Source organism: Dactylosporangium sp. NPDC051484 (genome assembly GCF_040689395.1).
GTDB lineage: Bacteria > Actinomycetota > Actinomycetes > Mycobacteriales > Micromonosporaceae > Dactylosporangium.
Genome location: NZ_JBFAZX010000019.1, coordinates 112,677 through 139,539 on the forward strand (window position 1 = coordinate 112,677; position 26,863 = coordinate 139,539).

The window sequence follows — 26,863 nt, forward strand, 5'->3', positions numbered from 1 at the left end:
CCTCACCCCGCGCCGGGCCACCCCGCCGGCACCCCGTTCAGGAGGACCGAAGACCGTGTCCGACAACACCCCCGACCGCGACTCGGGCGAAACCCCAGCCCCGGAACCGTCCGCCGGCTCGCCCACCGGTTCCGGCCATGGCCAGGGCGGCGAGCGCACCACCGCGTCCCCGAGGTCGTCGGCCGGTCCTGAGCACGGCGGCGAGGTCGCCGCCGACGCCCCCGACCCGGTTGCTGATCCAACCCCTGATCAAGGTCCCGATCGAGGCCCTGACCCCGCACCGGCCCTCGGCCGCGCCCCCGACCGCGGCTTCACCACCCCGCCCCGTCGCCCGCTCGTGGCCGCCGTGGCTCTTGTCGTCCTGGCGCTGATCGCCGCGCTCGGCATCGCCGACGTGCGGCCGCCCTCGCCCCGCCCCGCCTCGGCCCCCGCCGGCGAGTTCTCCGCCGGCCGGGCCTTCGAGCACGTCCTGCGCATCGGCCAGGAGGTGCACGTCACCGGCAGCCCCGCGGCCGACCGGGTGCGGCAGCACATCATCGACACGCTCACCGGCTACGGGCTGCACCCCGAGGTCCAGGACACGGTCGGGGTCAACGCCGGCAAGTTCGGCGAGGGCGCCATGGCGCACGTGCGCAACGTCGTCGCCGTGCTGCCCGGCACCTCGTCCACCGGCCAGGTCGTCCTCATGGCGCACTACGACTCCGTCCAGGTCAGCTACGGCGCCAACGACGACGGCGCGGGCACCAGCACCCTGCTCGAGGTCGCCCGCGCTCTCACCGCCGGCGGCGGCGCGCGCCCGCGCAACGACATCGTCTTCCTGTTCACCGACGCCGAGGAGGCGTGCCTCTGCGGCGCCGAGGCGTTCGTCAGCCGGCACCCGCTGGGCCAGAAGCAGTCGGTGGTGCTCAACTTCGAGGCCCGCGGCAGCAGCGGCCCCGCGGTGATGTTCCAGACCTCGGACGGCAACGCCGACCTCATCGACGTCTACGCCCGCACGCCGCACCCGGTCGGCACCAGCCTCGCCGTCGAGGTCTACCGGCTGCTGTCCAACGACACCGACTTCACGCCGTTCCTCGCGCAGCGCCGCTTCACCGGTCTCAACACCGCGTACATCGACGGTTCCTCGGTCTACCACAGCCCGTTCGACCGGCCCTCGACGATGGACAAGGCGAGCCTGCAGCACCACGGCGACAACGCCCTCGCGCTTGCCCGCGAGTTCGGCCGGGCCGACCTGCCGCCGCTGATGCGACCCGCCTCCGGCGACGCGGTGTATTTCCCGTTCGCCGGCCTGCTGGTCCGGTACCCGTCGGCGCTGACCTGGCCGATCGCCGTCCTCGCCCTGCTCGCCGTCGCCGCGCTGGTGTTCCTCGCCCGGCGCCGCGGCCTGACCTCCGTCCCGCGCACGCTCGCCGGGCTGGGCCTGGCCCTGGTCCCGCCGATCGCGGTCGCGGTCGCCGCCCAGGCGTTGTGGGCGCTGCTCGTCACGATTCGCCCCGGCTACGGCGAACTGCTCGACCCGGCCCGCCCGACCTGGTTCCGCTTCGGCGTCGTCGCGTTGACGGGGGCGATCCTGCTGTGCTGGTATGCGCTGAGCCGCCGCCGGCTGGGCCCCGTGCCGCTGGCGACCGGCGGCCTGGCCCTGCTGGCGCTGCTCGGCGCGCTCTTCGCGGCGGCCTTCCCCGGCGGCTCGTACCTGGTCGCCATCCCCGCCCTGGTCGGCGCCCTGGCCGGCATCGGCGCCCTCTACGCGCGCCCCGCCGTGGCCAAGGTCGTCGTCCTCACCGCCGGTGCCGCCGTGGCCACGCTCATCCTGGCGCCGACCATCGCCCTGTTCTTCCCCGCGCTGGGCCTGGCCACCGGCGCCGCCGCGGCGATGTTCGCGATGCTGTTGGGCCTGGCGGCGCTGCCGGTGCTGGAGCTGCTGTTCCGCCCGCCGCTCGCGGCGAGCCATCGCCGGCTTGGCGCCGCCCCCGCGGCCGCGGCCCTGGTGGTGTCGCTGATCTGCACCACGACCGGCATGGTCGTCGACGACTGGGACACCGGCCACCCCGAGCCGACCCACCTCATGTATGCGCTGGACCGCGACACCGGCACCGCCGAGTGGGTCAGCCTGGAGCGGTCCCCGGGCCACTGGACGTCGGGCTATGTGCGCAACCACCAGGCGCTCAACCGGCTGTTCCCGGTCCTGCCCGAGGGCATGCTCTCCGTCGGCCCCGCCCGGCCCGCCGACCTGCCCGCCCCCGAGGCGACGGTCCTGTCCGACGACACGTCGGGCGACCAGCGCACCCTGCACCTGCGCATCACTTCGAAGCGCCAGGTCCGCTTCCTGTCCTTCTACGGCGAGGTCGGTGACCACCGCGTCGTCTCGGCCACCGTTGAGGGCCGGGAAGCCACCACGTACATCACCGAGCAGGACCGCTTCGGCGTCGTCTTCCACGGCCCGTCGTCCAAGGGCGTGGACGTCACCCTGGTCCTGAAGGGCGCCGGCCCGTTCAAGCTCCGGCTGGTCGACGGCAGCGACGGCCTGGATGGCCTGCCCGGCTTCACCCCGCGGCCGCCCACGGTAGGTGTCTTCGGCAGCCACTCCAGCGAGCTCCTGGCCGTGGCCGCCACGCAGACCCTCTAGCCACGCAGTCGCCCCGACGGCAGAACGGGGCCTTCCGGTGCGAACCGGAGGGCTCCGGGGCCTCGAGGCCACGGCCTGGAAACCGGAAGACGCCGCGCGGAGAGGCAAGCGGGAACGCCGGAAAGCGAAGTTATCCACAGGAAGAAAATCTTGGTGGCGGTACGTCGTGTGCCCTTTTTATCGTCGAAGGCATGACGGTCGATGTGGCGATGCCGTCGGCGTTCACCGTCGACGACCTGTGGCGTGTGCCGGCCGCCGTGGCGCGCCGGGCCGGCCGGGCGGCGCTGGACGCCCAGCGCGCCCTGACCGCGATCCTCGAACGCGTGGAGGTTCCCGTCATGCTCCGTGACGACGGCCGCCTCACGTTCTTCCCGCACGACCCGACGGACGTGGCAGCGATCCGTGCCGCCCAGTCCGCGGCCCGAACAGTCCACGCCCACCTGCTCGGCGTCCTGCGCACCGGACGCGCACCTGACCGACCTGCCCGCTCCGGCCCGACCCCAACTCCTTGAGGACCTCGGCGGCGGGCTGCCCCTGACCGACCCGTCGCCGCGTGCCGCCCGACCGATCCCTTCCCTCCCCGACCCCGCACCCAGGGTGCGAGCGAGGGGATAACCCCGGCGTGGCGTCGCCCGACGACACCGCGACCCCCATTCGCGAGGTGCGGGTCGCGGTCAGCGACTGACGCCTGACTGGTGCGGCCACGGCCGGCGGGTGGCCGGCGCCGTCATTTCGCTGCGTCGGCCGAAACGTTCGCTCCCGCGGCGACTTCTACTCCAGCGCCGGGGGCAGGCGGCATCATGGTGTCCGTGTACGAGTTGGACGTCGTCTCGCCGGGCAGCCTCGGCCGGTTCGTCTATCGCTGGCACGGCCCGCCCGACCGCCCGCCGATGCCCCTCGACGACCCCGGCGTGCCTGCGCCGCTGCTGGAGTGGCACCGCCTGGCCGCCCGCTACACGTACCCGCTCAGCCGCGACCACGCCATGCTCCCGCCCGCGACTCGCGACGTGAACCAGCGTGCCGTGACCGAGCGCGACGGAAACAAAGATGGAAGCAAAACGGTCCGTTTCTGGCAGGGTGCCGACGACTGGTACTCGTACGATGACGGAGCGTTCGGTTCCGGGATCGCCGATCCCGAGGTCATCGAGAACGACGAGCTGCCGACCGGCCTCACGCTGTCGCGCTTCCTGGTGTACGCCGCCGTGTACGAGGCCACATACGCCCCGCTGCACGGGCTCGTCTACATGAACCCCGAGCCCGAGGAGCTGCGCGCCGTCAAGGTCCGGCTCCGCGAGCTCGACGACAGCCTCTGGCAGTGGCCCGACCCGCGGGTGCGCTACTACGGCGACGACGACCTGCTCGGCCATCTCGGCCCGGACCGGATCGTGCTCGCCGGCCGCCACCGTGACGCCCTCGGCCGCTTCGACGGCCTCGCCCTGCCCTGGGACTGGGACACCCGCACGCTCTGACAAGCGCCGAGATCCGCGAACCCGTCAAAAGCGTGGCCTCGCCAAAGTAGACGGACGATGGAGCAGCGAACGAGGCGGCTCAGGATACGTGTACCAGCAGCGCGCAGACGTCCTCGTCGTCGGGCGTGTTCAGGCTCGTCACCAGGTGCGCCACCACGGCGTCGAAGTCGGTCAGGTCGATGGTCTCGCCGGCCCGCCGGACCAGGTCGAGGCCGCCGCCGCGGCGGCGGTCGGCGCGCGGCCGGCCGCCCGCCTTCTGGCCGTCGGCGTAGAACAGCACCCGGTCGCCCGGCTCCAGGCTCACCACCGTGTCGGTGTACCGCATCTCCGCGACCTCGCCGAGCGGCAGCCCCAGCGGCCCGGACAGCACCGTTCCCCGCCCGCCAGGGTCGTAGCGGACCGGCGCGACCTGTCCGGCGGCGGCCCATCGCAGCTCGCGGGTGGCGGGGGAGTACTGCGCCACGACGAGACGAGCGGTGTGCCCGGCCTCCATCGCGCACAGCATTTCGTTGACCGCGGTCAGGATGTCGCCCGGCGCCGTGTCCAGCGTGGCGTAGGCGCGCACCGCGTACCGCAGCCGCGCCGCCGTCGTCATCGACGACAGGCCGCGCTCGTCGACGTCGCCGAGGACCAGGATCGTGTCGCCGCCGGGGACCGGTGTGGCGTCGTACCAGTCACCGTCGACGGTGCCGACGCGCTCGGTGGAGCGGCACCGCCCGCGGACCCGCACGCCCTCCAGGTGCGCGAGCTCGGGGCCGGTGGGCAGCAGTGCCCGCTGCAGCGCCTCGGCCGCGCGTCGGTCGCCGGCGAGACGGTGCCGCTGCGCGGCGAGGGCTTCCTCGGCGCGGCGCAGCCGGGCCTCGGTCGCGCGCTCGTCGGTGACGTCCTGCACCGTGCCGCGCACCGCGGTGACGTTGCCGGTGTCGTCGAAGATCGGTTCGGCGCGCAGCCGCAGGCGTCGGCCGTTGACCCGGCCGGCGCCGCGCACCTCGGCCAGCAGCTGCTTGCCGTCCATGATCGTGCGGCGTACCGCGTCCTGCACGGCGAGCAGGTCGTCGGGGTGCACGGCGGCGGTGAGCTCCTCAACCGGCAGCCGGGCCGCGTCGCCCTCGCCCTGGCCGCTGGTGATCTGGCTGCGAGTGACCTGGCCGGGGTGGAAGAGCCGGACGAGCTCGGGGGAGCAGCGCGGCTCGGGATCGCGCAGCTCCCAGCAGAACGAGCCGATCCCGGCGATCCGCTCGGCCTGCAGCAGCTGGTCGTACAGCAGGTCGGCCTCGGTCGCGACCCGCCATACCGCGAACACCCGATCCCACAGCCGTACCGCGTGCACCGACAGCGTCTGCGGACCGGGCACCCCGTCGGTGCGCGGGTCGGCGCGCAGCCCGTCGAGCCGGCGCGGCTGACCGTCCTGCAGCACCCGGGCGAACTCCGGCAGCAGCGTCGAACTGCCCAGCGCCGGGTACGCGGCCAGCAGCGTCGCCTCGTCCGGGTCCACCCGGGCGCCGGAGAAGATCTGCCGGGCCAGGCCGTTGGCGTACTCCACCCGGAAGTCGACCAGCTGACCGTCCTGCTGCACCGGGGCGAGCAACGCCGCCGGGTTGTGCAGCGAGTCCATGACGGTCGGCAGCCACACCTGTGCCGGCGCCGCCTGCCCGCTCTCCTCGCCGGCCACGTCGAACCAGGCGCTGGCGAGGTCGTCGCCGATGAGCGCGTCGACCTGCCGGGCCACCGGCTCCAGCAGGGCGGCCACGTATCGGCGCAGCTCCTCGCCGTCGGGCAGCCCGTCCGTCCAGGTCAGCAGGATGCCGCCGATGACCCGCTCGCCGCAGATCAGCGGCGAGGCGAGCAGCGTCTCGCCGCTGAACGGCGGCTGGCCCAGCACGGGGAAGCGCCGCGCCGGCTCGGACCGCGCCCGCAACCAGAGCGTCTCGACGTCCTGCACGGCCACGACCAGCGGCACCCCGGGGTCCGGCGGGATGCGCGACCACCGGCTGCGCACCTCGCCCGGCACCCCGCAGGCGCCGACCGCGCGCTGCGCGCCGTCCGGGTCGAGCAGGGTCAGCATCACCGAGGTCGGCGCCGGCCAGGCGGTCGGCGCGGTGCCGAGCACGTCGCAGATCTCGTCGTAGGTGCGGGCCGCCGCGATCCGGGCGCTCAGCAGCTGGTGCTGCGACTGCAGCGCCTCCACCTCGGGCGTGCGGCCGGCCCGTCTGCGGGCATTTTGCGGTACCGTATCCGGCTTTTCCGGCTTTTTGCCCTCCGCCCGGCGGCGCGCCACGTGCTGGCGCAGCTCGTCGTCGATGAGGTTCACCACGTCCGGCGCGTTGGGGTCCGGCGAGGTGGTCCCGACGATCGCCGCGGCGACCTCGATGAGCTTGATGTTCGTGCGCTGGGACAGCCGTACGAGCTGGTCGAAGCCCTGGTCCGGGGTGATCCCGAGCCGCTGCACGAGCACGCCCTTGGCCTGCTCGATCACGGCGCGGTTCCGCATGGCGGTGCGCACCCCGGTCAGCTCGGCCCGCAGCTTCGCGACCAGCGCGGCGAGCGCCTCGGCCGGCTCGGCGCTGCCGCCCTCAGCGGGGGCCCTGTCGACCATGCCTCCTGCCTCTCCGCTCCGTGCGCGCCGCCCATCGGCTCGCCCGTTGATGTTTACCACCAACCGGCTCGGGTAGGGGCGAACCGGTCAGTGCAGTCGGCTCGGTGGAGGTCGGTGTTTTGAGGATCGCCATGGTCTCCGCCCAGGCCAGCCCGCTCGCACTGGGCGGGCCGGGCGCGCAAGGGCGGCACACGCACGTGGCGGCCCTCTCCCAGGCGCTGGGGCGCCTCGGGCACGAGGTGGCCGTGTACGCGCGGCGCGAGGACCCCGCGGTTGCCGACGCGGTCGAGTTCGCGCCCGGCGTCACCGTCCATCATGTGCCCGCCGGCCCCGCCCGCCCGCTGCCGCCCGCCGACCAGCTGTCCCTCATGGGGGACTTCGGCCGCGCGCTGGCGACCCGCTGGACTGGGCGCACCCCGGGCCCCGACGTCGTGCACGCCCACTACTGGCTCTCCGGCCTCGCCGCGCTCACCGCCACCGCCGAGGACCGCCGGCCGGTCATCGTCACGTATCACGGCCTCGCCACCGCCGAGCGCCGCCACCTGCCCGCCGGTCGCAACGCCCGCCTCGGCCCGCGGGTGGGGCTCGAGCGTACCCTCGGCTCGCTCGCCGACCGGGTCGTCGCGCAGAGTGAGGACGAGGTCGCCGAACTGGGGCGGTTGGGCGTGCGCCGCTCCGGTACCGTCATCGTGCCGTCCGGCGTCGACATGGAGCGGTTCACGCCCGGTGGTCCGGCCGCCGAGCACCGCCGCGCCGGCCTGCGCCGCATCCTCAGCGTCGGCCCGCTCGTGGAGCGCAAGGGCTTGGCCGACCTCATCGAGGCGCTGCGCCGCGTCCCGGGCGCCGAGCTGGTCGTCGTGGGCGGCCCCGACCCCGCCGGCATCGACCGCGACCCGCAGGCCCGCCGGCTGCTGCAGCTCGCCGACCGGCGGGGCGTCGCCGACCGCCTGCGCTTCGTCGGCGCGGTCGGCCACGACGAGATGGCCGCCTGGTACCGCTCCGCCGACGTGCTGGCCTGTGCGCCCTGGTACGAGCCGTTCGGCCTCACGCCCCTGGAGGCGATGGCCTGCGGTGTGCCGGTCGTGGCGTACGAGGTCGGCGGGATCGCGGAGAGCGTTATCGACAACGTCACCGGCGTGCTCGTGCCGCCCCGCGACACCGCCGCCCTGGCCGCCGCCCTGCGCAACCTACTCGGCGACGAGGTGCGCCGGATGAGCTTCGCCAGCGCAGCCATCGACCGAGTTCGATCACGATACACGTGGGAGCGCACGGCCGCGGAGCTGGAGCGCGTCTACCGCGCGGTGACCGGAGGCGACCCGGAACCGGGCGCCGCGGACGAGGCCGACGAGGAGGACGAGGCCCTCTCCGAGGTTTCATGACCCCCGGATGTCGTACCGCGGGAGGGTCCCCCGTCCGTGCCCGCGCCTTGCCCGTGGCGTGCACCTCGCGGTACGTTGGTCAGACCTCATCAGCCGAACGGCCGATAGTCCATCCGCCGGTCGTCCGTCGGATGGATGCGGATGATCCGGGTCATCCCCGGACCAGCCCGGCGGGTCGTCAAACAGCCGCGACCCCGCCGCCGGGCCCGTGCCGGGCGCTCTGAGACCAGAGCGTCCACCGGCCGACTCTCAAGCCCGGGCCGCCGCGTGCCGACCTCGCGCGCCGCGGTCCCCGGCAGGCAGGGGGATCCCCTCATGACCGTCACCGCTCGATTCCGAAACACCGCACCCGCCCCGTCCGCGCCCGGTCGCGCGGGCGGCAAGGAGACCGAGGCCGCCGCGCAGGCGCTGGTCACGCTGCTGGCCGACCTCCCGGCGGGCAGCCCCGACCGCCCGCGGATTCGGGCCCGGTTCATCGAGCTGCACCTCCCGCTGGCCGAGTACCTGGCCCGCCGCTTCCGCAACCGCGGCGAGCCCCTCGACGACCTCACCCAGGTGGCCGGCGTCGGCCTGATCAAGGCCGTCGACGGGTACGACCCGGCGCGCGGCGCCGCGTTCACCAGCTACGCCATCCCCATGATCGTCGGCGAGCTGAAGCGCCACTTCCGGGACAAGGGCTGGGACGTGCGCGTACCCCGCCGCCTGCAGGAGCTCCGCCTGGGGATCGCCAAGGTCTCCGGCGGCCTGGCCCAGGAGCTCGGCCGCTCCCCGACCGTCGCCGACCTGGCCGCCTGTCTGGGCGTCGGCGAGGAGGAGATCATCGAGGGCCTCGAGTCCGGCCATGCGTACCGCGCCCTGTCCATCAACGCCCCCGCCGGCGGCGAAGAGTCGGGCGCCGAGCTGGCGGACCTGCTGGGCGGCGCCGACCGCGCGCTTGAGGCCGTGGACGACCGCGAGTCGCTGCGCCCGCTGATCGCCCGCCTGCCGTTGCGCGAACAGCGCATCATCGCCATGCGCTTCTTCGGCAACCTGACCCAGACCCAGATCGCGCAGCGCCTGGGCATCTCCCAGATGCACGTGTCCCGCCTGCTGGCGCACGCCCTGACCTTCCTGCGCGGCGAGCTGGCCGAACCCCTCTGACCCGCATCGGGGCAGGGTGTCAGGCCGGCGTGAGCACCGGCGACAGCTGGTACACGTTGTACGCCTGCTTGATGACCGGGTGCGCCACGTTGCGCACCGGCACCCCGCCCGGCGTCGCGCCCCGCTCCGAGCCGGCGTGCGCGTGCCCGTGCACCGCCAGGCCCACCTCCGGGGCGGCGTCGATGGCCTGCGCCAGGTGGTAGGAGCCCAGGAACGGATAGATCTCCAGCGGCTCGCCCAGCAGGGTCTCCGGGACCGGCGAGTAGTGCGTCAGCGAGATCCGCACGTCGCAGTCCAGCGCCGCCAGCGACGCGCCGAACCGGGCGGCCAGCTCGCGGCCGTGGCGGGTGAACTCCTTCATCTCCGGCTCGCCGAACTCGCTCGCGCACGCGCCCGCGAAGCCGCCGCCGAAGCCCTTCGTGCCCGCCACGCCGACGCGGACGCCGGCACAGTTCACGACGGTGCCGGTGCACTCCAGGACGGTGATGCCGGCGTCGCGCAGTACCGCCGCCACCCCCTCCTGCTGATCACTGTGGTAGTCGTGATTGCCGAGAATCGCGACCACCGGCACCGCCAGTCCGCCGAACTCCCGCGCCACGCAGCGGGCCTCCTCCTCGGTACCGTGACGGGTCAGGTCGCCGGCGAGCAGCAGCAGGTCGGCCTTGAAGCCGAGGTGCTCCAGCGCCGGGCGGTACCGTCCGACGACGTCGGCGTCCAGGTGCACGTCGCCGACCGCCGCCACTCGCACGTGGCCGTCCTCGGCCGTCACAGCTCCTCCACCTCCTCCGGCTCGTGCACGCGCGTGAGGCCGATGTTGCATTGCACCGGAAGGTTCGGGAACGCCTCGGCGACCGCCTGGCAGATCAGCGCGCGCCGCTCGGCGCTCTCCACCTCGCCGACGAGGGCGATCCCCGTCCCCGTGCGCACGAACCTGATGCCCTGTTCCGTGATGCGTTCGTCCTCGGCGAGCAGGTGCTGCAGCTCGCCTTCGATGTACCGGTCGATGGTCATGGCGTTCTCCCTCCCGCCTACACGGCGGCCGACAGCGCGCTGGCCTCGGCCAGCGACATGACGCCGAGGCGGTCGATCAAGAACAGGAAAGCATGGGCGTACGGCGAGTGGGCCGTTTCGCGGTACACGCGCGGCCAGTCGATCTGCTCCCGCAGCGAGCGGGCCACCGGCAACCCCCGGGCGAAGTCGCAGTAGTGCGCCGACCAGGTGAGCACCTTGTGGATCATCAGCTCGGTCGCCGAAAGCACCGGCATGTGGCAGGCGTTGACCGCGATGATGTCGGTGGCCTGCAGCGTCGCGTCGGTCACCGGCCGCTGTACCGGGCAGAATATGAAGTCGATGAGCAGGTCCCCGTGCTCGGTGACGTCCCAGGCTTTGACCAGCCAGCCCTCCGTCGGCACCTCGCAGCGGAAGCCGATGTCGGACAGCGCGGTGAGCACTCGCTGGGCGTCCTTCTCCTTGATGAGGAAGTCGATGTCGTGGTCGACGGACTCGCCGCCGCGCGCGTACACCGCGAAGCTGCCCGCCAGGCAGAACGGGATCCCCGCGTCCTTGAGGTGGAACGCGGCCTTCTTGAGGGTGGCGATCAGCGGCTGCCTGTCCTCGGAAAGTGCCATGAATAGCGGCTTACCCGCCGAATCATTCCGTCACACGCGCCGCGTTCGATATGGGTGGGGCCGCCTTCCGGTCGGTTGGCACATGTGTTCGAATACCTGTTCATGGAGCGCAGAAAGCACTGGTGGAACGGCACCTGGGGCCGGCTGGCCCGCCGCGACGTGTATCTCTTCGAGGACGCCGGGCTCTGGTGGGTCGAGTCGCGGGAGGGCGGTGCCGACGGCCGCGGCCGGCGCTACGAGTTCACCGACGAGGACCGCGCCATGGACTGCGTCTCCGGCCTGCTGGCCCAGCCCGGCAACTGGCGCGAGATCAAGTAGGTCTTCGGCGTCCCGGTTGGGTCACACGTCCACGGTTGCAATGAATCACCGATAATCGCGGTCAGTACACAAGGAACATGCGCTGACAAGCACCGAATCGCAATGGTTCGCCGCGCCGGGCGGTCGTAGGTTTTATCCATGAGTCGTCGCTACCTCATGTGCCGCCCCACGTACTTCGCGGTGGACTATGCGATCAACCCGTGGATGGACCCGACCGCGCCGGTCGACGCCGAGCGGGCCGTCGCGCAGTGGACGACGCTCTACGAGCTGTACCTGTCCCTGGGCCACACCGTCGACCTCATCGACCCGGTGCCCGGCCTGCCCGACATGGTCTTCGCCGCCAACGGTGCCACGGTCGTCGACGGCCGGGTGTATGGCGCGCAGTTCCGCCACCCGGAGCGCGCCGACGAGGGCCCGGCCTACCTGGAGTGGTTCGCCCGCAACGGCTTCGACGTGCACGCGGCGAAGAACGTCAACGAGGGCGAGGGCGACCTGCTGCTCGCCGGCGACGTCATCCTGGCCGGCACCGGGCTGCGCACCGAGCACGCCGCGCACGCCGAGGCCCAGGAGCTGTTCGGCCGGCCGGTGATCACCCTGCAACTGGTTGACCCTCGCTACTACCACCTCGACACGGCGCTGGCCGTGCTGGAGCACACGGGCACCGCCGGCAACGTCGCGTACTACCCCGGGGCCTTCTCGCCCGGCAGCCAGCAGGTGCTGCGCCGGCTGTATCCCGATGCGGTGCTCGCCACCGCCGAGGACGCCGCCGTGCTGGGCCTCAACGCCGTCAGCGACGGGCACCGGGTCGTCCTGCCGTCCGCCGCCACCGGCTTGGCCCGGGAGCTAGCGTCGAAGGGGTTCCAGCCGGTGCCGGTCGACGTGTCCGAGCTGCACAAGGCCGGCGGCGGCCCGAAGTGCTGCACCCTGGAGGTCCGGGCATGATCAGCGCTGCGAACCTGACGGACCCCGCGGTCGATGAGGCCGAGCGGTACACCGCGCACAACTACCACCCGCTGCCGGTCGTCATCGCCGAGGCGGAGGGCGCCTGGGTCACCGACGTCGACGGCCGGCGGTATCTCGACTGCCTCGCGGGCTACTCGGCACTGAACTTCGGCCACCGCCACCCCGACCTGATCGCCGCCGCGCGCGAGCAGCTCGACCGGGTCACGCTGACCAGCCGGGCGTTCCTGCACGACCAGTTCGGCCCGTTCTGCCGCGACCTGGCCCGCCTGACCGGCAAGGACATGGTCCTGCCGATGAACAGCGGCGCCGAGGCCGTCGAGACCGCGGTCAAGGTGTCCCGCAAGTGGGGGTACAAGATCAAGGGCGTGCCGGACGGGAAGGCCACGATCGTCGTCGCGGACGGCAACTTCCACGGTCGCACCACGACCATCATCAGCTTCTCCACCGACCCCGAGGCCCGCGCCGACTACGGACCGTACACTCCCGGCTTCCGCGTGGTGCCCTACGGCGACCTCGACGCGCTCGCCGCCGCGGTCGACGAGACCACGGTGGCGGTACTGCTGGAGCCGATCCAGGGCGAGGCCGGCGTCATCGTCCCGCCGAGCGGTTACCTGCCCGGCGTGCGCCGGCTGTGCTCCGAGCGCGACGTGCTGTTCGTCGCCGACGAGATCCAGTCCGGCCTCGGCCGCACCGGCGCCACGTTCGCCTGCGACGACGAGGGCGTCGTGCCCGACATGTACATCCTGGGCAAGGCCCTCGGCGGCGGGATCGTGCCAGTGTCCGCGGTCGCCGCCGGCCGCGAGATCCTCGGCGTGTTGCGCCCCGGCGAGCACGGCTCCACCTTCGGCGGCAACCCGCTGGCCTGCGCGGTGGCCCGCGGGGTCATCGCGCTGCTGGAGACCGGCGAGCCGCAGGCGCGCGCCCGCGAGGTCGGCGCCCACCTGCACCGCCGCCTCGGCGAGCTGATCGGCCGGGGGCTCACCGCGGTCCGCGGCCGGGGCCTGTGGGCCGGCATCGACATCGACCCGGCGCTGATGACGGGCCGGGAGGCGTGCGAAGGGCTGATGGCCCACGGCGTGCTGGCCAAGGACACCCACGGCTCGACGCTGCGCCTGGCCCCGCCGCTGATCGTCACCCGCGACGAGATCGACGGCGCGGTAGACGCCCTGGCCAAGGTGCTCAAGGGCTGAGCCGGCCGGCCCAGCACCGCCGCCGCCGGGCTCAGTGCCACGGCGGGCGGGGTTCGGTGCCGCACCGGGCGAACTCGGCAGCGCGGCAGCAGGTTCGGTGCGGCGGCGGGTGGGTTCGGTAGCGCGGCCGGCGGGTTCAGTGCCGCTGTCGGCGGACTCGGTCAGCAGCGGCAGTCGGGCTTGGCGGCGCGGCAGCCGGGCTCAGTGGCGCGGCAGGCGGCCGAGCCAGCCGGGCGCTGCCTGGGCACGACCGCGGACCCGTCCCGCCCCGCGACGTCCCGCGCTCTAGGTGTCCCGCGCTCTAGGTGCGGACCGGCCGGACGCCCGTCGGGCTGTCTACCGGGCCCGGCCGGGGCCGGGGCCGGGGCGGCGTCACCCGCTCCCCGTGTACGACCGGGCAGCTGGCGGCCGGCGTCACGGGAGAGCGGCCCCGCCGGCCGAGCTCCCGCGCGTCCGGGTCGAGGTAGAAGTTGGGGCGCTGGTCGGCCTCGGCGTAGTAACGGTGGAACACGCTGGTCGCCGCGCCGCTGATCGGCGGCACGATCCACGACCAGTCTGCCGGGGTGTGGCGGCCGGAGCGCTCCTCGCTGGCCACGTGCGCCAGGAATCGTTCCGACTCGGTGTGATGGTCGCTGATGCGGGCGCCGGCCTGGTCGAAGGAGAACAGCACGGCCCGGTTGAGCTCGACCAGCGCGCGGTCCCTCCACAGGGAGCGCTCGGTGCCGGTGTCCAGGTCCAGCCGCGTGGCGACCAGCGGCAGCAGGTTGTACCGGTCCGGGTCGGCGAAGTTGCGCGCGCCGATCTCGGTGCCCATGTACCAGCCGTTGAACGGCGCCAGCGGATAGTCGACGCCGCCGATGGTCAGCCGCATGTTCGAGATCGCCGGGATCACGTGCCAGCGCAGCCCCAGTTCGGCGAACCAGCGCAGCTCAGGGTGCGTGATCGGCACCTCCCAGACCGCGTCCTCCGGCAGCTCGTGCAGGCTCACCGTGCCGTCGGGCGACTCGATCGCCAGCGGCAGCACGTCGAACGGGTTGTCGGGCTTGCCGCGCCAGCCGTACTGCCGCAGCGTCTCGGTGAACTGCGCGTAGCGCGGGTCGCCGACGAGCGTGCCGTCGGGGTGGCGGTGCCCCGCGTAGCGGATCAGCTGCTCGTTCCACAGCCGCGGGCCGGGGCGGCCCGGCGTGTGCGGCGCGAAGATCGAGATCACCGGGCGGACCACGTTGCGCTCGCGCTGTCCGGCCAGGCGCAGGTGGTCCACGAGCTCCCCGAAGATCTCGGCCGGGGCGGTGACCTTGCGCAGGTCCCGCACGAGCAGGCTGCGCCAGTAGAGCCGGCCGATGCAGCGGCTCGAGTTGCGCCACGCGACCCGGGCGCCGAATACCAGCTCGTCGTGCGTGTGCGCGTAGGTGCCGGTCTCGGCGATCTCGTCGCGGACCTGGGCCAGCCGCTCGCGCCCGTCGCCGCGATCATGATGCTCGCCGTGGTAGAGGGCGAGGAAGTCCTCCGCCTCCGCAAGGTCCACGGGTGCGTGGGCATCCCACTGCGGCCCCGGCATGTCGCGGTATCCAGGCACGCTCACGCGCCTACCTCCCAAACGCCTCCGGTGGTGACAAGGCACCCATCGTGTCGGCGCGGTGGGAACGCAGATCGCACACCGTGTGCGGCAGGCGCCGCAACGTCAGGATCCGAAAGCGGCGGCGACCACGACCACGCAGACTGGGCGGACGCTTGGATCTCCTGCTGATCACCTGACCTTGCGGGTTCCCTCCGCCGGGGTCACGACGAAGGCGGCGGGCGGCGTGAAGCCGGCTGCGGCGGACGCCTCCCGCACCGCCGCCTCGACCTCGTCGCACCGGTCGGTGTCCACCAGGGCCAGCACGCACCCGCCGAAGCCGCCGCCGGTCATCCGGGCCCCGTGCGCCCCGGCCGCCAGGGCCGCGGTCACCACGGTGTCCACCTGCGGCACGGTGATCTCGTAGTCGTCGCGCATCGAGGCGTGCGAGGCGGTCATCAGCGGCCCGATGAGCCGGGCGTCGCCGGCCCGCAGCGCCGCCACGGTGTCGAGCACCCGCTGGTCCTCGGTGACCACGTGCCGGACCCGCTTGCGCATCACCTTGTCGTCGAGGCGCTCCAGCGCGGCCGGCAGCCCGGCCGGGTCGATGTCGCGCAGCGCCGGCACGCCGAGGATCTTCGCCGCTTCCTCGCAGCCGCGCCGTCGGGCCGCGTACTCGCCGCTGACGTGCGCGTGCGGCGCCCCGCTGTCAACCACGAGCATGGCCAGGCCCTGCGCGGCCAGGTCGAAGGGCACCTGTTCGGTGGCCAGCGACCGGCAGTCCAGGAACAGCGCGTGACCCTCCCGGCACAGCGTGGCGGCGGACTGGTCCATGACGCCGGTCGGCGCGCCGACGTACTCGTTCTCGGCCCGCTGCGCCAGCCGCGGCCGCAGCGCCATCGGCAGGTCGATCCCGGCGAGGTCGAGCAGGACGGCCATCACCGAGCACTCCAGCGCCGCGGAGCTGGACAGCCCGGCGCCGAGGGGCACGTCGGAGGTGACCGTCAGGGTCGCGCCCGGCACGTCGTGGCCGGCCTCGCGTAGCGCCCACACCACCCCGGCGACGTAGGAGGCCCAGCCCGCCACCCTGTCCTGCGGCCCGAAGGTGACCGTCTCGCCCGCCTGCTCCGAAGTGACCGTCCACTCGGGACGGTCGAGCCGGCGCGCGCCCACCACCGTGCTGTGCGGCAGGGCGAAGGGCAGCACGTACCCATCGTTGTAGTCGGTGTGCTCGCCGATCAGGTTGACCCGGCCGGGGCTGGCCCAGACGGCGTCGTAGGGTCCGTCCGGGAGCCGCTGTTCGGCGGTGCTGCTCACAGGGCCACCTCACGCAGCATCGCGGCGGCCTGTTCGGGCCGGACGTCGTTGACGAACACGCCCATGCCGGACTCGGAGCCGGCCAGGTACTTGAGCTTGCCCGGCGCCCGCCGGGTGCTGAACAGCTGCAGGTGCAGGTAGGCCAGGTCCCGCGCGACCCGCACCGGCGCCTGGTGCCAGGCGGCGACGTAGGGCATGGCCAGCCCGAACATGCCGTCGAGGCGGCGCAGGACCTCCAGGTACAGCGGGCCGAACGCGTCGCGCTCCGCGCCGCTGAGCGCCGGGATGTCGGCGACCCGGCGGTTGGGGTACAGGTGGATCTCGAACGGCCAGCGGGCGGTGGCGGGCACGAACGCCGTCCAGCACTCGTTGGCGGCCACGATCCGGGTGCCGCCGGCGCGCTCGGCGGCCAGCACGTCGGCGAAGAGGTTCGCGCCGCCCGGGCTCTTGGCGGCGTGCTCGCGGGCGGAGCGCAGCATGCGGCGGGTGCGCGGGGTGATGAACGGGTAGGCGTAGATCTGCCCGTGCGGGTGGGAGAGCGTCACACCGATCTCCTCGCCCCGGTTCTCGAAGCAGAAGACCTGCTCGACGTCGTCACGGGTGGACAGGTCGGCGGTACGGTCGGCCCACGCCTCCATCACCGTGCGCACCCGGTGCGGGTCCAGCGACGCGAACGACGCGTTGTGCTCGGAGGTGAAGCAGACGACCTCGCAGCGCCCGGCGGACGGGCGGGTCGGCACGAGGCCGGGCAGCACGTCGCCCTGGACCGGCCCGACCCGGTGGCTGAAGGAGGGGAAGCGGTTCTCGAAGACGACGACGTCGTACTCCGGCGACGGGATCTCGCTGTGCCGCTGCGGCGTCGACGGGCACAGCGGGCACTGGTCCGACGGCGGCAGGAAGGTGCGGGACTGCCGGTGCGCGGCGATCGCCACCCACTCGTCGAGGATCGGGTCGTACCGCATCTCCGACGCCGCCGGCGGCGGGGGCAGGTCCCGCTGGTCGATGGCGTCACGGGGCGCGTCGTCGCGCTCATCGAAGTAGATGAGTTCCCGGCCGTCGGCGAGGTGGGTGACCGTGCGCTTCACTCGTTCTCCGGCGTATGGAGGGTTTGGAGGGGTCTGGCCTGTCGAATTTCTGACTAACCGTTCGGATCGACGACGATGAGCTCACCGACGCGCTCGGCCAGCTGCACGCGCGCCTCGGCGGCCAGCCCGACGTCGGTGATGAGGACGTCCGCCTCGTCCAGCGGCGTGATGGTGGCGATACCCACCATTTCCCACTTCGTGTGGTCGGCGAGCACCACGAGCCGGCGCGCCGCGGCGACCAGCAACCGGTTGGTGCCGGCCTCCATGAGGTTGGGCGTGGTGAAGCCGGTGCGCGGGCTCATGCCGTGGACGCCGAGGAACAGCACGTCGACGTTGAGGGAGCCGATCGCAGCCTCGGCCACGGGGCCGGCGAGGGCGTCGGAGGGCGTGCGGATCCCGCCGGTGAGCACGACCGTCTGGTCCGGGCGCCCGGCGTGGTACAGGGTGTCGGCGACCGGGATCGAGTTGGTGACGACGGTCAGCCCGGGGACGTCGACGAGGTGCGCGGCGAGCGCGGCGGTGGTGGTACCGGCCGACAGCGCGATGGCGGTGTGCGGTTCGATCAGCTTCGCGGCCCGCTCGGCGATCGCCGCCTTCTCGTTGCGCTGGCGCACGGACTTGGCGTCGAAGCCGGGCTCCTCGGTCGAGCCGGGCCCGGCGACCGTCGCACCGCCGTGCACCTTGTCGACCAGGCCGCGGTCGGCGAGCGCCTCGAGGTCGCGACGGATGGTCATGTCGGAGACGCCGAACTGGCGGACCAGCTGGCTCACGCGCACGCCACCGTGGCGGCGAACCAGGTCGAGGATGGCCGCCTGACGTTGCTGTGCGAGCATCACGCCGTTCCCTTCGCAGGCGCAGCGGGGGCGTTCACGACTGCGCGAGTGTCCGGACCCACAACGGGTTCCCACGCAGACGGTACGTCTCCCGCACGCATGCGTACCCCGCTGGCCCGGTCGAAGTCTCTCGCCGGGCGGCCACCCCGAAGAGCTGACTCAGCGCGGGAATCGCCGCTCCCACCACGGCCACCCGGCGGGCAGCAGCGGATAGGCGTCCGAGGACTCCAAGGCCTCCTCGAGCAGCGCCCGGGGATGGCGGCCGCAGCAGTCGCAGGGCAGCCACACCCGCGTGCCCGGACGCGCGGCGATCCGCCGCCAGGCGGCCGGCGCCTCGGCAACGGCACCCGGCCAGAGCCCATGCCGGCCATGCCACCTGGGGACACGGGATCGGCGCGGATCGCTCGGCCGCTGCCGCTTCTGGGTCAGAAGGGGCGGGTGCCGACCGTGGTCAGGCGCTGCGTGGCACGGGACAGCGCGACGTACAGCGTCCGGAAGCCGGTCGTCGCCTCCTCGCGGATGTCGGCCGGCTCGACGACCAGGACGCCGTCGTACTCCATGCCCTTCGCGTCCAGCGCGCCGACCGTCTGCAGGCGCCGCGGGTCCAGGCCGTCGACCCAGCCGGCGACCTCCGCGCGGCGCGCCGTCGGGGTGATCACGCCGACCGTGCCCTCGACCTGGTCGAGCAGCGTCTTCGCGGCCTCGCGCACCGCCGTCTCCAGGTCGTCGGCCACGATCTCGACGGGCTCGAGGCCGGAGGAGCGCACCGCCGTCGGCAGCTCGATGTCCGGGTGCGCCGCCCGGATCACCCGGGCGGCGACCGCGAAGATCTCGGCCGAGTTGCGGTAGTTGGTGGTGAGCGTGAACGCGGAGCGGCGGCGGGTGCCCACCGCGCTCTGCATCGCCCGCTCGGCCTCGGCGGCGTCGGCCCACGCGGCCTGCGCCGGGTCGCCCACGATCGTCCAGGTGGCGTGCTGGCCGCGGCGGCCGACCATCCGCCACTGCATTGGCGAGACGTCCTGCGACTCGTCGACGATGATGTGCGCGTAGTCGCGGTAGTCGTCCGGGCGCTCCACGGCCTGGGCGCGCGCCGCCGCCATCCGGTCGGCGTAGGTGGTCACCTCGCGCACGCCCTCGGCGACGTGGAACGGGTCGCGGGGCGGGCGCTTGCGCGCCGGCGGTTCGCCGAGCAGCTCGTGCAGCTCGTCGAGCAGCGCCACGTCCTCGACCGACAGGCTGCCGGGCAACGCGTCGGGGTCGAGGGAGGCGGCCAGGGTGGCGATCTCCCGGTTGCTCAGCACGCCGCCCGCCCAGCGCGACAGCCGCTGCCGGTCGGCGAGCCAGCCGAGCACCTCCACGGGGCGCAGCACCGGCCACCACCCGCGCATGAACCGGATGAACTCCGGGCGCTCGGCGATGTCCGGGGCGAAATCCTCGCGCTTCTGCTGCCGGCCGGCGGGCAGCAGCTCGACGCTCTGCCGCCACAGCGCGTCGAGCACATACCCGGCGGCCTTGGCCCGGGCGGCGTTGCGCTTCACGCCGAGGCCCAGCACGGTGCGGCGCAGCTCGTCGAGCGCGGGCCGGTCGAGGCTGAGCAGCTCCCCGCGGTACAAGATCCGGATCTTGTCGGGTGAACCGGGGACCGGGCTGCGGGCGGCGCGCCCCAGCACCCGCTGCATGCGCAGCGAGCCCTTGACGGCGGCGACCTCCGGCGGCTCGTGCCGGGTCGCCTGAACGCCCTCGACCAGCTGGCCCAGCGAGCGCAGGGTGGCGGTGTCCTCACCGAGCGACGGCAGCACCCGCGAGACGTACCCGACGAACACGTCCGACGGCCCGACCACCAGCACCCCACCGGACTCGTACCGGTTGCGGTCGGCGTAGAGCAGGTATGCGGCGCGGTGCAGCGCGACGGCGGTCTTGCCGGTGCCCGGTCCGCCCCGCACGATCGTGATCCCGGACGCGGGGGAGCGGATCGCGTCGTCCTGCTCGCGCTGGATGGTGGCGACGATGTCCTTCATGCCCCGGCCGGTGGCCCGGGACAGGTTCGCCAGCAGCGCCCCGTCGCCGATGACGGCCATCGACGGGGGTGCGCCCGCCGGGTCGAGCAGGTCGTCCTCGATGCTGACGACCCTCTCGCCGGCGCTGCGGATGCTGCGCCGGCGCACCACACCCATCCGGTCGGCGGGGGTGGCCCGGTAGAACGGTGCCGCGGCGGGTGCCCGCCAGTCGACGACCAGCGACTCGTACTCCTCGTCGCGCAGCCCCAGCCGCCCGATGTAGCGCACCTCGCCGTCCGGCACCGCGGGCTCGATGGCGGCGGCGTCCGCGCCGGACACCCCGTCGGGGCCGAGGTCGAGGCGGCCGAAGACCAGCCCGTCGTGCTCGCTCTCCAGCGCGCGCCGGCGCCGCGCCGCGTGGTAGACCATCGCGTCGCGCTCGACGAGGGCGCCGAAGTTGCCGACCCGGGCCAGGCTGTACCCGGCCTTCTCCACCTCGGCGGCGGAGACGCGCAACTGGTCCAGCCGCACATACACCCGGTCCAGATATGCCTGCTCAGCGGCGATCTCCGAGTCGCGAACCGCGTCGCTCAACGCTTTACTCCTGCCGCCCGGCGAAAAACAACCCCGAAATCCTACTCGCGCGTCGGCGCACGGCCGGGGTCGACCGGCGCACTGCCCCGCCGAACCGGATGGGGGAGGGCTCCTCCTACGGCGTGGCCGCGGGCTCCTGGTCCGCCTTGTCCGCCTCGGCCCGCAGCGCCCGGGCCTCAGCGGCCGCCCGGCGGCGCACGTAGATGGTGGTGACCAGGCCGGCGACGACGGCGGCCACGAGGGCCACCCAGGAGAAGTCCTTCAGCCACTTCTCGGCGACCTGGCCCAGCGAGTAGATGGCGAACACGGTGCCGAACGACCAGGTCAGCCCGCCGAGGGCGTTGGCGATGAGGAACCTGCCATACGGCACCCGCAGCGCACCCGCGAGCGGGCCGGCGAGGATGCGCAGCAGGGCGATGAACCGGCCGAAGAAGACCGCCCAGACGCCCCAGCGCTGGAACGCCCGCTCGGCCTTGGCCAGGTGCGGGGGCCCGAAGTGCTTCGGGAACCGCCGGCCGAATCGCTCCAGCAGGGCCCGGCCGCCGCGGCGGCCGATGAGGTATCCGACGCTGTCCCCGGCGATCGCGCCGACCGACGCGGCCCCGGCGACTATCCACGGGTTCACTGAGGTGGTGACGGAAAGCAGGGAGGCGGTGACGAGCGCGATCTCGCCGGGCAGCGGCACGCCCATGCTCTCGATCCCGATGATGGTGCCGACCAACAGGTACACCCAGATCGGGGAGAGCGTGCCCATCCACGCCTCGATGTAATGCACCGCGGCCCTCCTCCCCAGAGACTTCCGTCGGTGCTCAGCGTCTCATACGTTGCTGAGCGTGAGCTGGATGGTTTACGACATCAACGGTGACAGCGGGTCGCCGCTCACCCGGCTGGCCGCGACCCTCGGGGAGTGCCCCGTGCCGGCCGATCGGTTCGAACCTGCCGCAGGGTCTGCCGCATCGGGTGGGTCCGCTCACCCCGGGGCTGTTCGAGGGCATCGATGCCGTCGTGAACCGTGCCGGGCCATTCGCCGGGACCGCCGAGATCGCCGGGCCCGTCGCCGCCTGCCTGGCGGCCGTGACGCACCACCTGGACGTCACCGGCGAACTCGCCGTGTTCGAGGATATGTTCGGCCAGGACGGGCCGCCCGCGCCGCCAGCGTGACGATGGTCACCGGGGCCGGCTGCGACGTCCCGCCGCCGAGCTGCCCGGCGCGGTGGCGCTGGGCTCGCCTCCCCGCGCCGGGCGGGGGGCCGCGCGGCACCGCGTTCGCGGAGATGGACGCTCAGCCCGTCGACGCGGCGAGGCCGTCATCCGCCACGGTGGTGCGCGGCCGGCGCGGCCTCGGCGCGCGGCGGCGGTTGCGGGCGGCGCGCCGGATGACCGACACGATCGCGTCCGTGACCGCGTCGGGGCGTTCGATCGGCAGCATGTGCCCGGCCTCGTCGCACACCTGGAGCTCGGCGTCGGGCAGCTCCCGGGCGATCGTCTCGGCGCAGATCGGCGGCGTGAGCCGGTCCATCGACCCGACCAGCACCGCCACGGGCAGCCCGCGCATCGCGGTCAGGCTCTCCACGCGGTGATGCAGGTCGACCGAGGGCCGGAAGCCGCCGATCGCGCACAGCGGGGCGTTGCCGACCATGGACGCCGTCAGCGCGACCCAGCTGGTGTCCACCCGGTGGCCGAACACGAGCCATCGCACACCCGGGGCGAGCAGCGGCATCAGGCGCCGATGCGGCCGCCACGCGCCGGAGCGGGCCAGCAGCCCGGCGCCCTGGACCTCGAGGATCCGCATCACCCGGGCCAGCCGGGGGCTGAGCCCGTAACTGGTGCGCGAGGAGCCCTCGGCGGAGGTGGACACGAGCACGACCCCGACGACGCGGCGCGCGAAGTCGGCCGCGTAGCGGTGGGCGTACTCCATGATCGCCATCCCGCCGAGCGAGTGCCCGGCCAGGACGATGGGGCCGTGCGGGACGAGCTGCTCGATCACCTCGGCGAGGTCGTCGCCGAGCTGCTCGAGGGTGGCGTCGGCGCCGCGGATGGCCGACGAGCGGCCGTGGCCGCGCAGGTCGAAGGCGAGCAGCCGGATGGGAGCGCCGAGCCGGGTGGGCAAGTCGGCGATCTGCTGCTGCCAGAGGCGGTTGTCGAGCGTCCAGCCGTGCAGGAGGACCACCGTGACGGGGCGCCGGCCGGGGGCGGCCAGCGCGGCGGGGTGGAGCACGCTGTACAGGCGGGCGCCGTCCTTGAGCCTCACGGATGGAGAGACGACGGTACCCATGGACCATTGTTACCCGGAAGTACCTGAAATTACCCCGGTGATTCTCGGAAGTAATCCGGGAGTACGCCAGGAGTACTCCCGGATGTACTCCCGGCGAAACGCCGGACGCCGCCGGGTGACCCGGCGGCGTCCGCATAGCGAGAGGAGGCTCAGGCCGCCTCGAACACGCCCGCCTCGACGAGGCGCTTCTCGGCCGCGTCCCAGCCGTCCTGCGGGGTGGCGGCGGCGAGCGCCTGCAACTCCGCGCGGATCTTCGTGGCGTGACCGGCCCCGGCCAACTGCCGGATCTCCTCGACGAACGCGTCCGAGGTGGTGCTGAGGTGCACGGTCTTGCCGTTGGTCAGGTTGCGCACGTAGACGTGCTTGCCCTTGTTGAGCGGGATGAGGTACTTGAACTCACCCAGCACACTGAGGGCGCCGGATGCACCGGCCTGACCTGCGCGGACTGAGGCCCGCGCGGTCTTTGAGGTGTTGCTCGCCACGGCGGGAACTCCTTGTCGAGGCTGCGTACGGAACAAGGAACTGTAACACCCGGCCGCACCACCCGGAAAAAGCGAGTTACCTGGTGGAAGCTCCGATCGTTGGACAATTCGTACGACCGGTGTGACCGATTCTCTGGCGCACCGGGGACAACATCGTCATCATTGGTCGCAACAGTCACCGCCGACGCGACGGCATGACCCACGGGGCACGAGGTCGTAGGGGAAGACGCACCTCGGTCTCCAGGAGGTCTTACGTGCCCACGCGTGGCGTCATATACGTTCACTCGACCCCGCTCGCCGTGTCCTCGCACGTTGAGTGGGCGATCGCACGCGTCCTCGGGACACCGGTGCGACTCGAGTGGTCGGTGCAGCCCGTCGAGCCCTCGGCCCGCCGGGCGCAGTGCTCGTGGACCGGCGCGACCGGCACGGGCGGTGAGCTCGCGGCCGCACTCCGGCAGTGGCCGATGATCCGCTTCGAGGTCACCGAGGAGCCGAGTCCGGGCCTCGACGGGGAGCGGTTCATGCACGTGCCCGGCCGGGGGTTGTTCCGCGGCTCGACCAGCGCCAACGGCGACATCGTGCTGTCCGAGGACCGGCTGCGGGCCCTCGTGGCCGGCGCCCGCGGCTACGAGACGTTCGCCCACGCCCTGGAGAAGGCGCTCGGCGCACCCTGGGACGCGGAGCTCGAGCCCTACCGCCACGCCGGCGACGGTGTTCCGCTGACCCTGCTCACCCGGGTCGGATAACCGGCAGAGACAGTTTGCGCATTTATGGTTGAGTTGCGGGATGCCTGCCTCCCGCCGCCTCCTGCCGCCCCTGACGGCGCTCGCCCTGCTGCTGAGCGCCTGCACCGACGGCGGATCCGGCGCCACCGACCCGAGCTCCAGCGGGCCGGTGTCCGCCCTGGTGCCCAGCGGCGACCCGGCGGCGCAGGCCGCGCAGGTCGCCGGGCGCCTGTCCGATGAGGAGCTCGTCGGCCAGCTGCTGATGCCCTACGCGTACGGCAACGCCGCCGACAAGGTGTCCTCCGGCTCGGCATCGGCCAACCGCAACTACGCGGGCGCCGCGACCCCGGCGGAGATCGTCAAGAAGTACCACCTGGGCGGCCTCATCCTCGTCTCCTCCAGCGCCGACGACCCGACCGCCGGCACCAACATGACCACCAACGTCGAGTCCCCGGCCCAGGTCGCGAAGCTGACCGCGGGCCTGCAGCAGGCGGCGCTGAGCCTGCCCGCGCGGCTGCCGCTGCTGATCGGCACCGACCAGGAGTACGGCCAGGTGACCCGCATCCGCGACGGCTTGGTCCAGCTACCGTCCGCGCTCGCGTTCGGCGCGGCCGGGGACCCGGCGGTGACGGAGGCCGCGTGGCGGGCGGCCGGCTCCGAGCTCGCCGCGATCGGCGTCAACGTCGACTTCGCCCCGGACGCCGACGTGCTCGGCACCCAGCCGGGCGGCGTGATCGGCTCCCGCTCGTTCGGCAGCGACCCGGCGAAGGTCGCCGTCCAGGTCGCCGCGGCCGTCCGGGGCCTGCAGTCCGCCGGGGTCGCCGCGACGGCCAAGCACTTCCCCGGCCACGGCCACACCACCGTCAACAGCCACAGCAGCCTGCCCGTGCTCGGCCAGAGCCTCGACGCGCTGCAGTCCGCCGACCTGCCGCCGTTCCTCGCCGCGCGCGACGCCGGCATCGGCCTGATCATGTCCGGCCACCTCGAGGTCAAGGCGGTCGACCCGGGCGGACCGGCCTCGTTCTCCAGCAAGGTCCTCGTCGACCTGCTGCGCACGAAGCTCGGCTTCACCGGGGTCGTCGTCACCGACGCCCTGAACATGACGCCGGCCGAGGCGTGGCCGCCGGGGGAGGCCGCGGTCCGCGCGATCCTCGCCGGCAACGACGTGCTGCTCATGCCGCCCAACCTGACCGCGGCCTACAAGGGCCTGCTCGACGCCGTGCACTCCGGGCGGATCACCAAGCAGCGGCTGATCGAGTCGGCGACCCGGATCCTGACGCTGAAGTTGCGGCTGGCCGAGGTGTCGCGCCCGCCGATGAGCGTCGTGGACGGCGACGCCGGCAGGTCGGCCGCGAGGGCCGGCGCCGCCGCCGCGATCACCGTCCTGCGCGGCCCGTGCTCCGGCGCCCTGGTCACCGGCCCGATCCGGGTCACGTCCGCGGGCAACGACACCGCCCGGGGCATCCTGGAGGAGTCGCTGCGCCAGGCGGGCGCCGAGGTGGTGACCCAGGGCGGCGCCGAGGTGCGGCTCATCGGCTACGGCCGCGGCTCGGCCGACCTGTCGCCGTCGTCGGCGGTCACGGTGGCGCTGGACACCCCGTATGTGCTCGGCTCGGCCAAGGGCACCCTGGTCGCGACATACTCCGGATCGCGCGCCTCGATGTCCGCGCTCGCCGACGTGCTGGTGGGCAAGGCGAAGGCGCGGGGCCGCACGCCGGTCCCGGTCCAGGGCCTGCCCGCCTCGGCCTGCGCCTGAGCCGCGATCGTTTCCTTGCGGCGGCGGGGGTAGCAGCATCGGGCTGGCGAGGATCAGCAGTCCCGCGACCGCGATGGCCGCGCGTGGGCTGGTGGCGCCGGCGAGCAGTCCGCCGAGCGCGCTGAAGACGGCGATGGACGCGCTGCTGCTGATCGAGCAGGCCGACAGGGTGCGGGCGATGCGGTCCTTGGGGGTGTGTTCGAGCCGGTAGGTGGCGAGCACGGGGTTGTACAGGCTCATGCCGACGATGATCGCGAGTTCGACAGCGATCACGGTCGCGAGGCCGGCGACTCCGGGCTGCCGGCCCCACCGCGGATAGCGCCGACACCTGAGCGGGGCTGGCCCGCAACACCAGCACGGCGATCAGCGGGAACGCGCCGAAGCCCAGCCCGGAGCCGTAGGCGCTGATCGCGTAGGCCGCCCACAGCCATCCGAACCGCCGGTCCACCCCACTCCTTCCCGGGACAACTCGCCGTTGATCACGCCGATCAAAGCAAGGCCGGGGACAAGGGATCAAACAATCGAACCGGCGGCGAGCCACAACCGGCCGTTGTGTGCGTAGGGTTCGGTGGTGGACCTCGACGCCGTGCGTACCTTTGTGGCGGCCGCGGATGCCGGCCAGTTCCAGGACGCCGCCGCCGCGCTGTCGATCACCCAGCAAGCCGTGTCCAAGCGCATCGCCGCACTGGAGAAGGATTTGCGGGTACGGCTGTTCACCCGCACGGCTCGCGGCGTCCAGCTCACGATCGACGGCCAGGCCTTCCTGCCCCACGCGCTGAACTGCTCCGGGTGCAAGCGCGCGCCGACGCTGCCGTGCGCCCCGGTCGGCGCGCCCTGCGTGTCGACGTCCACAGTCGCCGGATCGCGCCGGCGGTGCTGCTGCAGGACTTCCACCGTACGCATCCGCGGATCGAGCTGGATGTCGTGACCCTCGA

24 protein-coding genes are annotated in these 26,863 nt (G+C 73.2%); 12 read left to right on the forward strand and 12 right to left on the reverse strand.

Annotated elements, in window-relative coordinates; all coding sequences use genetic code 11:
* The first annotated feature begins 55 nt into the window (after nucleotides 1–55).
* From AB0367_RS26640 to AB0367_RS26650, 3 genes are all read left to right on the forward strand, one after another.
* Complete coding sequence (locus AB0367_RS26640; protein ID WP_366229143.1) at nucleotides 56–2,626, forward strand: M28 family peptidase; 2,571 nt, start codon at nucleotides 56–58, stop codon at nucleotides 2,624–2,626.
* 191 nt (nucleotides 2,627–2,817) lie between these two features.
* The gene (locus tag AB0367_RS26645) at nucleotides 2,818–3,138 is read left to right on the forward strand and encodes a hypothetical protein (RefSeq protein ID WP_366229144.1); all 321 of its coding nucleotides are present in this window, start codon (nucleotides 2,818–2,820) and stop codon (nucleotides 3,136–3,138) included.
* A gap of 297 nt (nucleotides 3,139–3,435) precedes the next feature.
* Nucleotides 3,436–4,095 (forward strand): hypothetical protein, encoded by a 660-nt coding sequence (locus tag AB0367_RS26650; RefSeq protein WP_366229145.1) that lies wholly within the window; start codon nucleotides 3,436–3,438, stop codon nucleotides 4,093–4,095.
* A 79-nt stretch (nucleotides 4,096–4,174) separates the two neighbouring features.
* Here AB0367_RS26650 and AB0367_RS26655 read toward each other — a convergent pair whose 3' ends face one another.
* On the reverse strand, nucleotides 4,175–6,691 hold the full coding sequence (locus AB0367_RS26655) for a SpoIIE family protein phosphatase (protein WP_366229146.1): 2,517 nt from the start codon (nucleotides 6,689–6,691) through the stop codon (nucleotides 4,175–4,177).
* Between the two features lie 104 nt (nucleotides 6,692–6,795).
* Here AB0367_RS26655 and AB0367_RS26660 point away from each other — a divergent pair, with 104 nt between their 5' ends.
* Together AB0367_RS26660 and AB0367_RS26665 are read left to right on the forward strand one after the other, a co-directional pair.
* Complete coding sequence (locus AB0367_RS26660; RefSeq protein ID WP_366229147.1) at nucleotides 6,796–8,070, forward strand: glycosyltransferase; 1,275 nt, start codon at nucleotides 6,796–6,798, stop codon at nucleotides 8,068–8,070.
* Nucleotides 8,071–8,385: 315 nt separating this feature from the next.
* Nucleotides 8,386–9,210: a SigB/SigF/SigG family RNA polymerase sigma factor gene (locus tag AB0367_RS26665; protein WP_366229148.1), complete on the forward strand. Its 825-nt coding sequence runs from the start codon at nucleotides 8,386–8,388 to the stop codon at nucleotides 9,208–9,210.
* Between the two features lie 19 nt (nucleotides 9,211–9,229).
* On the opposite strand, the gene AB0367_RS26670 is transcribed toward AB0367_RS26665, so the two are convergent.
* Genes AB0367_RS26670 through AB0367_RS26680 form a run of 3 tightly spaced genes read right to left on the reverse strand, consistent with a single transcriptional unit; the run spans nucleotide 9,230 to nucleotide 10,838 of the window.
* On the reverse strand, nucleotides 9,230–9,979 hold the full coding sequence (locus AB0367_RS26670; RefSeq protein WP_366229149.1) for a metallophosphoesterase: 750 nt from the start codon (nucleotides 9,977–9,979) through the stop codon (nucleotides 9,230–9,232).
* A complete protein-coding gene (locus AB0367_RS26675) occupies nucleotides 9,976–10,221 on the reverse strand; it encodes a hypothetical protein (RefSeq protein ID WP_366229151.1) in 246 nt (81 codons plus the stop codon). Before AB0367_RS26675 ends, AB0367_RS26670 begins: the two co-directional genes overlap by 4 nt.
* Before the next feature lie 17 nt (nucleotides 10,222–10,238).
* Nucleotides 10,239–10,838 carry a nucleotidyltransferase family protein gene (locus tag AB0367_RS26680; protein ID WP_366229152.1) on the reverse strand — a complete coding sequence of 200 codons (600 nt, stop codon included), beginning with the start codon at nucleotides 10,836–10,838 and terminating at the stop codon, nucleotides 10,239–10,241.
* Nucleotides 10,839–10,940: 102 nt separating this feature from the next.
* Here AB0367_RS26680 and AB0367_RS26685 point away from each other — a divergent pair, with 102 nt between their 5' ends.
* From AB0367_RS26685 to rocD, 3 genes are all read left to right on the forward strand, one after another.
* Nucleotides 10,941–11,156, forward strand: a complete 216-nt coding sequence (locus tag AB0367_RS26685) for a hypothetical protein (protein ID WP_350546882.1) — start codon at nucleotides 10,941–10,943, stop codon at nucleotides 11,154–11,156.
* A 138-nt stretch (nucleotides 11,157–11,294) separates the two neighbouring features.
* Complete coding sequence (gene ddaH / locus AB0367_RS26690) at nucleotides 11,295–12,098, forward strand: dimethylargininase (protein ID WP_366229153.1); 804 nt, start codon at nucleotides 11,295–11,297, stop codon at nucleotides 12,096–12,098.
* The gene (gene rocD / locus AB0367_RS26695) at nucleotides 12,095–13,309 is read left to right on the forward strand and encodes an ornithine--oxo-acid transaminase (RefSeq protein WP_366229154.1); all 1,215 of its coding nucleotides are present in this window, start codon (nucleotides 12,095–12,097) and stop codon (nucleotides 13,307–13,309) included. The genes ddaH and rocD overlap by 4 nt, the downstream gene beginning before the upstream one ends.
* Nucleotides 13,310–13,610: 301 nt before the next feature.
* On the opposite strand, the gene AB0367_RS26700 is transcribed toward rocD, so the two are convergent.
* From AB0367_RS26700 to AB0367_RS26725, 6 genes are all read right to left on the reverse strand, one after another.
* Entirely contained in the window at nucleotides 13,611–14,891 is a 1,281-nt protein-coding gene (locus tag AB0367_RS26700; protein ID WP_366229155.1) for a nitric oxide synthase oxygenase, read from the reverse strand.
* A gap of 165 nt (nucleotides 14,892–15,056) precedes the next feature.
* The gene (gene galK, locus AB0367_RS26705) at nucleotides 15,057–16,181 is read right to left on the reverse strand and encodes a galactokinase (RefSeq protein ID WP_366229156.1); all 1,125 of its coding nucleotides are present in this window, start codon (nucleotides 16,179–16,181) and stop codon (nucleotides 15,057–15,059) included.
* Nucleotides 16,178–17,266, reverse strand: coding sequence for a galactose-1-phosphate uridylyltransferase (gene galT / locus AB0367_RS26710; RefSeq protein WP_366229157.1), 1,089 nt, complete (start codon nucleotides 17,264–17,266; stop codon nucleotides 16,178–16,180). The genes galK and galT overlap by 4 nt, the downstream gene beginning before the upstream one ends.
* Nucleotides 17,267–17,319: 53 nt before the next feature.
* Nucleotides 17,320–18,099, reverse strand: a complete 780-nt coding sequence (locus AB0367_RS26715; RefSeq protein WP_366229158.1) for a DeoR/GlpR family DNA-binding transcription regulator — start codon at nucleotides 18,097–18,099, stop codon at nucleotides 17,320–17,322.
* 425 nt (nucleotides 18,100–18,524) lie between these two features.
* A complete protein-coding gene (locus tag AB0367_RS26720) occupies nucleotides 18,525–20,690 on the reverse strand; it encodes an ATP-dependent DNA helicase (protein WP_366229159.1) in 2,166 nt (721 codons plus the stop codon).
* Nucleotides 20,691–20,805: 115 nt separating this feature from the next.
* Nucleotides 20,806–21,465, reverse strand: coding sequence for a DedA family protein (locus tag AB0367_RS26725; protein WP_366229160.1), 660 nt, complete (start codon nucleotides 21,463–21,465; stop codon nucleotides 20,806–20,808).
* Nucleotides 21,466–21,650: 185 nt separating this feature from the next.
* On the opposite strand from AB0367_RS26725, the gene AB0367_RS26730 reads away from it, so the two are divergent.
* Nucleotides 21,651–21,851 (forward strand): hypothetical protein, encoded by a 201-nt coding sequence (locus AB0367_RS26730; RefSeq protein ID WP_366229162.1) that lies wholly within the window; start codon nucleotides 21,651–21,653, stop codon nucleotides 21,849–21,851.
* 121 nt (nucleotides 21,852–21,972) lie between these two features.
* Here the strand turns inward: AB0367_RS26730 and AB0367_RS26735 are convergent, their stop codons facing one another.
* Complete coding sequence (locus AB0367_RS26735) at nucleotides 21,973–22,941, reverse strand: alpha/beta hydrolase (RefSeq protein ID WP_366229163.1); 969 nt, start codon at nucleotides 22,939–22,941, stop codon at nucleotides 21,973–21,975.
* 173 nt (nucleotides 22,942–23,114) lie between these two features.
* Nucleotides 23,115–23,447 (reverse strand): hypothetical protein, encoded by a 333-nt coding sequence (locus tag AB0367_RS26740; RefSeq protein WP_366229164.1) that lies wholly within the window; start codon nucleotides 23,445–23,447, stop codon nucleotides 23,115–23,117.
* Nucleotides 23,448–23,701: 254 nt separating this feature from the next.
* Here AB0367_RS26740 and AB0367_RS26745 point away from each other — a divergent pair, with 254 nt between their 5' ends.
* The 3 genes from AB0367_RS26745 (at nucleotide 23,702) to AB0367_RS26755 (ending at nucleotide 26,856) form a co-directional block, all read left to right on the forward strand.
* Complete coding sequence (locus AB0367_RS26745) at nucleotides 23,702–24,193, forward strand: DUF3145 domain-containing protein (protein ID WP_366229166.1); 492 nt, start codon at nucleotides 23,702–23,704, stop codon at nucleotides 24,191–24,193.
* Nucleotides 24,194–24,233: 40 nt separating this feature from the next.
* Entirely contained in the window at nucleotides 24,234–25,928 is a 1,695-nt protein-coding gene (locus tag AB0367_RS26750) for a glycoside hydrolase family 3 N-terminal domain-containing protein (RefSeq protein WP_366229167.1), read from the forward strand.
* Between the two features lie 571 nt (nucleotides 25,929–26,499).
* Complete coding sequence (locus AB0367_RS26755; protein WP_366229168.1) at nucleotides 26,500–26,856, forward strand: LysR family transcriptional regulator; 357 nt, start codon at nucleotides 26,500–26,502, stop codon at nucleotides 26,854–26,856.
* The last annotated feature ends 7 nt before the right edge of the window (nucleotides 26,857–26,863 follow it).